Source organism: Sulfurovum sp. (assembly GCF_041551015.1).
Taxonomy (GTDB): domain Bacteria; phylum Campylobacterota; class Campylobacteria; order Campylobacterales; family Sulfurovaceae; genus Sulfurovum.
Map to the genome: position 1 here is coordinate 1 of NZ_JBFENQ010000082.1, position 7,850 is coordinate 7,850.

Consider the following 7,850-nt stretch of genomic DNA (forward strand, 5'->3'; position numbering starts at 1 on the left):
AGCAAGAACTTTGATATGACGTTCTTAATGTTGATGGCTTTAGGTCTACTCTATCCGTTTAGAAGAAGATTGTTCAAATAATCTCTTCTGTGAATAAATTACATATTCAATACGGAGCAGCTATGCTAGCTGCTCCTGTTTTTGTTATTCTCTATAACAATTTCTTTCAGCAGCAATCTTTTGATCTTAACTTAGTACACTTCGATATCAATGCACTTTTTTTTCTGATTATCTTTTATCCGGTAGTAGAAGAGTTTGCTTTTCGTGGAGTGATTCAGGAGTATATTGCTAGCAAGACGAAACAATATCCATCTTTTTTCTTTTTGACGGTAGCTAACATTATCACATCAGTTCTTTTTGTTCTAATGCATTTTGTACATCATGCACCGCTATGGGCACTACTGGTTTTTGTACCTTCATTGATCTTTGGATATTTTAAAGAGCAGTATGGACACATCGGAGCGAGTATCTTTCTTCACATGTTTTATAATGCATGCTCTTTGTTTCTTATACTCTAAAGATTAGATACACATCGCCTGTTTAATTCTCTCTTGATTCAGTTTCTTGATCAGTTTTGTTGAAAGCTCACCGTAACGTTCCTCATCTAGGTTAAGTTGTGCCTGTAATTCTTCTGCAGGTATTTCTTCTGCCCATGATTTTAGTAGCTTTAATTCTTTTTTAGTAAGTTTTACTTTAAGTACTTCGAGTAACTCTTCAGGCTCTTTAAGAGGGTTTACAAGCTTTTTAATGTGTTTTTCTATCTCTTCGTTTAATGTTGACAATGTATTTTCCTGTTATTTAGTTATTTGCATGATTAGAACGTACCCGATTCCTGCAAGTAGAATGGTACCAAAAAGGTTAAGTGCCATGTTGGCAAAGGCATGTGCATAGTGTCCTGACTCAAGTAAAAAGAAGCTCTCTATGGCAAAGGTAGAGTAGGTTGTTAATGCACCTAGAATACCAGTAACTAAAAATGTTTTCAGTTGTGGCGGAAGTGAGGTATTGAAATGAAAATACGCAAATAACATACCTATGATAAGGCTACCTATGAGATTCACTGCAAGTGTACCCAATGGAAGTGCATGTACAAAATGTTTATTTGTAAATCCATTTATCAGCAATCTTAGCGTTGCACCTATGGCACCACCGCTAGCGACTGCAATGATTGTTGTTAAACTCATCATCTATAACCTTTTGCATATCATTTCTAAGGGTTTCAAACCAGCTCTCATCATCACCTTTTACAGAAAAACTAGGTAAAAACGTATATTTAACTGTACCGCTGTGACCTGTTTTAATATGTTCATTTAAGACCCATTTACTACCTGTGATCACTATAGGTTGTACGCGTAGTTCTAACTTCTCTGCGATGATCTTTGAGCCTTTTTTAAAGGGAAGTAAGGGCTGCTTGTCTGTTCTTGTACCTTCTGGAAATATCGCTACAGGACGGTGATAAACTTCTTTAGACGCTTTAACATCTTTGATGAGCTTTATCAGACCTGCTTTGTTTTGACGATCGAGTGAGATCATCTCTCCGTGACGCAAGAGATTACCAAACCATGGTGCTTCAAAAAGCTCTTTCTTTGCAACCCAACGCAAGTGGTTGTTCTGTAGTGCTTCAAGTCCAATGATATCTACGATACCCTGATGGTTCATCAGATACATATCGACATTCGTATCCATAATTCCTTCTTGAGCCAATTTACCACCCATCATAAACAGTGTCATACGGTTGATATGGTGCACAATAGTACTTTTGTACTTACCAAATAACATTAGAGCAGGTATCATGAAGACAGCGGTATTAAATGAGATGACAAATGCACCCCAGTAAAATCTAATTGTCGCAAAGATCTTCATTCTTGACCCATCCTATAATGCCTTCCTTGTATTCAACCTTTTTAAACCCTTTTCGTTCACTCAGTAGCATGGTGTCAAGCTTTTGATCTATTTTGGTACTGACCGTACTTGTTTGCGTAGGTAAGATATAAAGTGATGCACCTTGTTTTACACATATTTTTTTATGTGGTATATAAAAAGTCAAGAGGGTGATAAGAGATACTACACCAAAAACAAGATAAAAGAAATCTCTTTTAAATAAAAACATCAGTAAAAAGAAGCCAACTAAAAACATAAACGTATATTTTTTTAGTTTTTCGAAACTGTCCTCTTTAGGATTTAAATCAGACTGTGTTGTGACTGAAGCATCAGCAACCACTACGGGAACTTCTAAAAAAACATATTGTTTTTTAATCGTGTTGAAATAGGTGAATTTAAGTAGTTTCTCTTCTACAGGAAGGACCACATAAAACTCTGCTTCAACTTTAGCATTATTACGTTTTAAACTTTCGACACCTGACTCTTGTACGTTGTCTAACTTCATATCTTCAAGGTTTGCTTCAAAAGCTTCTAACGAGAGGGTAACGATATGACTCTTCTCATCATAGTTTGAGACTTGTGAATTTTTTATCTTCATATCGGCAGCAATTACTTGGCAGTAGTCTTCACGTTGTTCAAGAGTCTTTATAAAGATGGTATTAGGTTCAAGTGAATGCTCTCCACTTTCAGAGGATATAAACAGTCTGGGAATACGTATATCTACATTTGAAGCTTTAAAATAGAAAGTATAGAAACTGTCGGGACCATTTTGTACAGTAAGAGGCTTCTTAAAGAGAGGCTGGGTATGGCTTGAAGTGTCAAAAGTGAATTGAGGTTTACTTTTACCCGATTCTCCAGGAGCAATGATCGTCACTGCAAAGAGCTGGTTCTCATAAACCTTCTTAGGCATATAACTGTACTTAAATTCGTTCTGTGCGCTTAGTAGGGTAGTATAAGCTAATATAAGTCCTATGAATAGCCATACAGAACGTAAGTGTTGCATTAGGCTTCAAAACCTTTAAGCATACGTATACCGTCTTCACTTCCAAGTATAGCTTCTAAAGCACGTTCAGGGTGAGGCATAAGACCAAATACATTTTTAGCTTCGTTACAGACACCGGCGATAGAAGTAACAGAACCATTCACGACTACAGGATTACCATTCTCATCTGAATAACGAAGAAGTATCTGACCATTTGCTTCAAGCTTTTTAAATCCTTCTTCATCTATGTAATAATTACCATCTGCATGGGCAATAGGTATGTTAAGTACTTCACCTTTTTCACATTTGTTTAAGAATGCATTGTCATTGTTAATAACACAAAGGTTTTGGTGTTTAGAGATGAAGTGAAGGTTATTATTACGCTTCAATGCACCAGGAAGAAGACCTGCTTCTGTAAGAATTTGAAAACCATTACAGATACCAAGCACTTTGCCACCGGTATTTGCATATGCTGCAACAGCTTTCATCACAGGAGAAAATCTAGCAATTGACCCTGAACGCAAATAATCTCCATATGAAAATCCACCAGGTACTACAACAAGGTCGATGTCTTCAGGAAGTTTCTCATCCTCATGCCATACAAGTTCTGTCGTATGTCCTAACTTTTCAAAAGCATACTGTGTGTCAAACTCGCAGTTTGTTCCAGGAAATCTTAATACAGCTACTTTCATACTAGTTGATCTCTATTGTATAGTCTTCAATGACAGTATTTGCAAGAAGTGTCTCACACATCTCTTTTACTTCAGCTTCTGCTGCATCTCTGTTTTCAGTATCAAGGTTAATGATGATCTGTTTACCGATACGTACATCAGCTACCCCAGCAAAACCTAAAGAGTCAAGTGCATGGTGTGCTGCTTTACCTTGTGGGTCTAAAACACCATCTTTTAAAAATACGTTTACTACTGCTGTCATTATTTGTCTCCTAGAATTCTATTTAATACTTCTTCATAAGCAACTTTCAGTCCGCCTAAACCTTCTCTAAATCTATCTTTGTCCATCTTTTCACCACTTTCACTGTCCCATAGTCTAAAGTTGTCCGGACTCAACTCATCGATGAGGATAATATTTCCATCAACATCTCTACCAAACTCTAGTTTAAAATCAACAAGTATTAGATTTTTTCTCGCATAGAATTCTTTAAGAAGAACATTGATCCTTCTAGCCATATAACGGATGTATTCAAGTTCAGATATATCTTCTACAAGGTTCAAGATAAGACAATGTTGGTCATTAAGCTTAGGGTCACCGAGTGCATCATTTTTATAGTCAAACTCTACAAGTGTAAATGGAAGTATTTGTCCATTTTCTATACCGAGGTTTCTGCTCAAACTGCCTGTCGCAATGTTTCTAACGATCACTTCTATAAGAATGACATCTGCACGTTTATGAAGCATATGGTTCTCATCAAGCATTTCAACAAAATGTGTAGGGATACCTTTTTCATTCAAATACTTGAAGAGCTCAGTAGAGATCTTGTTATTTAATGCACCTTTACCTGCTTCAGTTGCTTTTTTCTCTCCATTGAAAGCAGTAAGATCATCTTTAAATTCAGAGATGTAGAGTTCTGGGTATTCTGTTGTCCAAATTTTCTTCGCTTTACCCTCATAGACTAATGATTGTTTTATGAGTGTGTCTGTTGCCATTATTTTTTTCCTTTGTTTGTGATGATTAATGCTTTTAAGATATTTACAGCACTTTTAAGCTGTAGATCTTGATAGAGTTGTTTCTCTGTAATAACAGTGTCATCTATCTTTGTCTCATTGTTTTCCGTACCTGTACTTGTTTTTGATGACTTCGTTGCATTGCCATCTATTTTAGCAAGCTCACTCTCTAAGTGTTTTTTGAGATCACTCTCTTTAAGCATAATAGGATCATCTTCTAAATCTATTTTTCCAAGATGCACGATAATGTCCGGAGTTACACCTACTGCCTGAATCGTACGTCCACTCGGTAGATAGTAACGTGCTACCGTAAGCTTTAATGCTTCATCCGCACCTATAGGCATAACAACCTGAACAGAACCCTTACCAAATGTTTTTTCCCCAACGATAATCGAACGGTTAAAATCCTGAAGAGCTCCAGATACGATTTCAGAAGCTGATGCAGATCCACCATTGATAAGTACAACAATAGGCGTATTTTTATCTGTACCTTTTTTTGTCGCTTTATACTCTACATTTTCACTTTGCAGTTTGCCTTTTTGACTTACAATGACACCTCCATCAACAAAAAGGTCTACAAGTCCGACAGCTTGATCAAGAAGTCCACCAGGGTTGTTTCTTAGATCTAAGATCATACCCTTGGTATTATTAATATGTTCTTTCATGGCTTTTTTTACACCTTCAACCACTTTTTGGTCAAAAGAAGTGACATGGACATAAAGTATATTGTCTTCTATCGTCTTTGCATAGACAGACTGAATTTTGATGATATCTCTAGTAATTTTAATTTCAAGCGGTTTCGGTTCACCTTTACGGATAATGGTCAGAACCAAAGAGGTTTTAGGTTTCCCTCTCATCAACTTTACCGATTCATCGATATTCATACCGATAGTCGCTATATCATTGATCTTTAAAATGATATCACCTGCTTTTATACCTGCTTTATCTGCAGGTGTATCATTGATAGGAGCAATGACCGTAAGTGCTCCATCTTTCATACCTATGGAGATACCTAAGCCGCCAAATTCACCTTTCGTTTGAACAGAAAGATCTTTATATTCCTTGGTATCCATAAAAGAAGAGTGGGAATCGAGGTTGGACATAAGTCCTTTGAGTGCCTTGTTTACAAGGTCTGTAGTATTGATATCATCCACATATTGACTTTCAATGACGTTAAGAATTTGTGTGAATTTGATATAAGCTTCAAGTTTTTCTTTTGCTGTAGAAGGTGCATATGTTTTTTCAGTAGTATCTTTAGCCTGAGCAAAAGATCCAAACATGTATGCTACAGTCAAAGTACTTGCAAGTCCCGCAATAATAACTTTTTTGCTTTTCTTAATCATTAAGGTGTTGTCTCCATATGAGAATTGGTTTATAATTTTATTTAAAAACATCTAAGAGGTTGCTTTGAATGCTCTGTATTACTATACATAAGGAAGGTTAACCGTTATTAAAATGATCAACAGATGCTTATGACGATAAACACTTCTTTACCATACTTTTTAATTGTTTCATTGTTTCTATTGAACTGTCACCACCATAAGCAATACTCTCATAATATTTATCAACATCTTTTATGGCACTTTCCTCTGGGTGGTCTTTCATATACCTTGAAAAGTATTGATGTAGGGTTTCACCTTTCTCTCGTGTATAACCTTCATTTTTTAATTTTTTTAACAAAGGCTCCAAAATACAAAATACTTTATGTGTACATCGAGGACGTCTGAAATATAAAGTGATACTCATTGTGGCCATTACTAAAACAAGCAAAGAGAGTATAAAAAGCAGGATGAATCTTGGATTTTCTTTTGCATATTGAATCAATTGTAGTTGACGGATATTACTATAGTACAGTATCCATGTCTCTACTTGATATTTTGCATACATGAGATAGAGGTTCACTTTTTGAATGAATTGATGATTTTCCTTAGCATTATCATCTGTACCCAATGCCTCTGCTGTTTGTCCATCGATAGCAGATGCAGTACTGGTTGTTTCATATCTTACCCAGTGTTCATTGATGTAGAGTTCAGCCCAGGCATGTGCATCCCGTTCCTTTACTGCAAGGTAATTATTGAGAGCGTTTACTTTGTCAGCTTTATAACCTGTGACGATACGTGATGGGATGCCTAACATACGTGCCATAGTAACAAATGAAGATGCAAAGTGTACACAGTAGCCGTGACGTTTATCAAATAAAAAACTGTCTGTAGTGTTATTGATGTCAAGCGCTTCGGGCTTTAGGCTATAGGTTAGTGACTGGTTTTGAAAAAACTTTACGAGGGCACTGGCTTTTTGTTCGGGTGTGTTAAATAATGCTTTTATCTTTTGTGATTCTTGATAGGTTTTAGGGTTGTGTTCTTTGTCAAAACTTGATGAAGCATTGTATGTGTACTCATCTAAAATATCATGAAATCTAGAACTCAATGAAGAGCTGGCAGCATAATGTATAGGTTCTTTAACAGGATTTTCAAGTGTACTGATCAAGTCTCTGTCTAAATCAGCATCTTTGACTGCACGTGAAGGCATATCCAACATATAGACCCAACGTTTTTGTGTAGGGTATAAAGTCACTTTATAGTTTATTTGTTCACCCTGAGTAGCATAATAAACTTGACTTTTTCTTTTCATGTAAACAGGTAGTGGCTCCCAATGGTCTTTTTTATCTAGATAAAGAATGCTTCCTCTAAAATAGAGATTGTTTGAAGAGGGGACTTTTTTGTCAAATCCTACTTCCATCACGATACGGTCTGATGGAACAAGTAAGGCTTTACGGTCTAAAAACATGGTACCGTCATGCCCCATACGTTGTATAGTTTCACTTTTAAACCCATAGTTTGCATGCTCAAATGAGATACGGGGAAAGAAGATAAAGAGAACAACCACCCAAGGCAGAGAATACATAAACATGACCATACTTGCCCGAAAGCTCTCTATCATATCACCTTTCATACTGTGTGCCAGTATCAGCCAAAGTAGAAAAAAGATTTCAAATATTACATATGTGAGCATAACGATACCATGAAAGAAGAACAAAGAGAGTGCCAGGAACAAGATAGGGGAGAGTAGCAAATAGATATTGATCTCCCGTGTTAGCCGTTGCATAGAAACAACAATGATCAGAACATAGACAAGTAACTCAAGAAAAAGTTTTAAGCGTGAAAGACCTCTAAAAGAAAAGACACCATATAAAGACAAAAAGAGTGCCAATAAACCCATGAAAAATATAAAAACAATGAGGAATTTATCTGCAGGTGTTTTTTTTAAGAAAAGCAGTGCCACAACCATGAACGAAAATATTAACATCG

11 protein-coding genes are annotated in these 7,850 nt (G+C 36.3%); 2 read left to right on the forward strand and 9 right to left on the reverse strand.

From position 1 onward, the window contains the following. Together ABZC96_RS06470 and mrtJ are read left to right on the forward strand one after the other, a co-directional pair. On the forward strand, positions 1-81 hold an 81-nt coding region (locus tag ABZC96_RS06470), incomplete at its 5' end, for a JDVT-CTERM domain-containing protein (RefSeq protein ID WP_373029918.1). Between the two features lie 8 nt (positions 82-89). Next, positions 90-518, forward strand: coding sequence for a JDVT-CTERM system glutamic-type intramembrane protease (mrtJ, locus tag ABZC96_RS06475; RefSeq protein WP_373029904.1), 429 nt, complete (start codon positions 90-92; stop codon positions 516-518). Positions 519-521: 3 nt separating this feature from the next. Here the strand turns inward: mrtJ and ABZC96_RS06480 are convergent, their stop codons facing one another. The 9 genes from ABZC96_RS06480 to ABZC96_RS06520 form a co-directional block, all read right to left on the reverse strand. Continuing rightward, positions 522-782, reverse strand: coding sequence for a hypothetical protein (locus tag ABZC96_RS06480; protein WP_373029905.1), 261 nt, complete (start codon positions 780-782; stop codon positions 522-524). Between the two features lie 12 nt (positions 783-794). Next, the gene (crcB, locus tag ABZC96_RS06485) at positions 795-1,181 is read right to left on the reverse strand and encodes a fluoride efflux transporter CrcB (RefSeq protein ID WP_373029906.1); all 387 of its coding nucleotides are present in this window, start codon (positions 1,179-1,181) and stop codon (positions 795-797) included. Continuing rightward, positions 1,150-1,860, reverse strand: coding sequence for a lysophospholipid acyltransferase family protein (locus ABZC96_RS06490; RefSeq protein WP_373029908.1), 711 nt, complete (start codon positions 1,858-1,860; stop codon positions 1,150-1,152). The genes crcB and ABZC96_RS06490 overlap by 32 nt, the downstream gene beginning before the upstream one ends. Then, on the reverse strand, positions 1,838-2,881 hold the full coding sequence (locus tag ABZC96_RS06495) for a hypothetical protein (protein ID WP_373029910.1): 1,044 nt from the start codon (positions 2,879-2,881) through the stop codon (positions 1,838-1,840). Before ABZC96_RS06495 ends, ABZC96_RS06490 begins: the two co-directional genes overlap by 23 nt. Further along, positions 2,881-3,552 (reverse strand): phosphoribosylformylglycinamidine synthase subunit PurQ, encoded by a 672-nt coding sequence (gene purQ / locus ABZC96_RS06500; protein ID WP_373029911.1) that lies wholly within the window; start codon positions 3,550-3,552, stop codon positions 2,881-2,883. The genes ABZC96_RS06495 and purQ overlap by 1 nt, the downstream gene beginning before the upstream one ends. 1 nt (position 3,553) lies before the next feature. Beyond that, a complete protein-coding gene (purS, locus tag ABZC96_RS06505) occupies positions 3,554-3,793 on the reverse strand; it encodes a phosphoribosylformylglycinamidine synthase subunit PurS (RefSeq protein WP_373029913.1) in 240 nt (79 codons plus the stop codon). Then, positions 3,793-4,524, reverse strand: a complete 732-nt coding sequence (gene purC, locus ABZC96_RS06510) for a phosphoribosylaminoimidazolesuccinocarboxamide synthase (RefSeq protein WP_373029914.1) — start codon at positions 4,522-4,524, stop codon at positions 3,793-3,795. Before purC ends, purS begins: the two co-directional genes overlap by 1 nt. Then, positions 4,524-5,885 (reverse strand): S41 family peptidase, encoded by a 1,362-nt coding sequence (locus ABZC96_RS06515; RefSeq protein ID WP_373029916.1) that lies wholly within the window; start codon positions 5,883-5,885, stop codon positions 4,524-4,526. Before ABZC96_RS06515 ends, purC begins: the two co-directional genes overlap by 1 nt. 127 nt (positions 5,886-6,012) lie before the next feature. Next, positions 6,013-7,850: transglutaminaseTgpA domain-containing protein (locus ABZC96_RS06520; RefSeq protein WP_373029917.1), on the reverse strand; the 1,838-nt coding region annotated here is incomplete at its 5' end.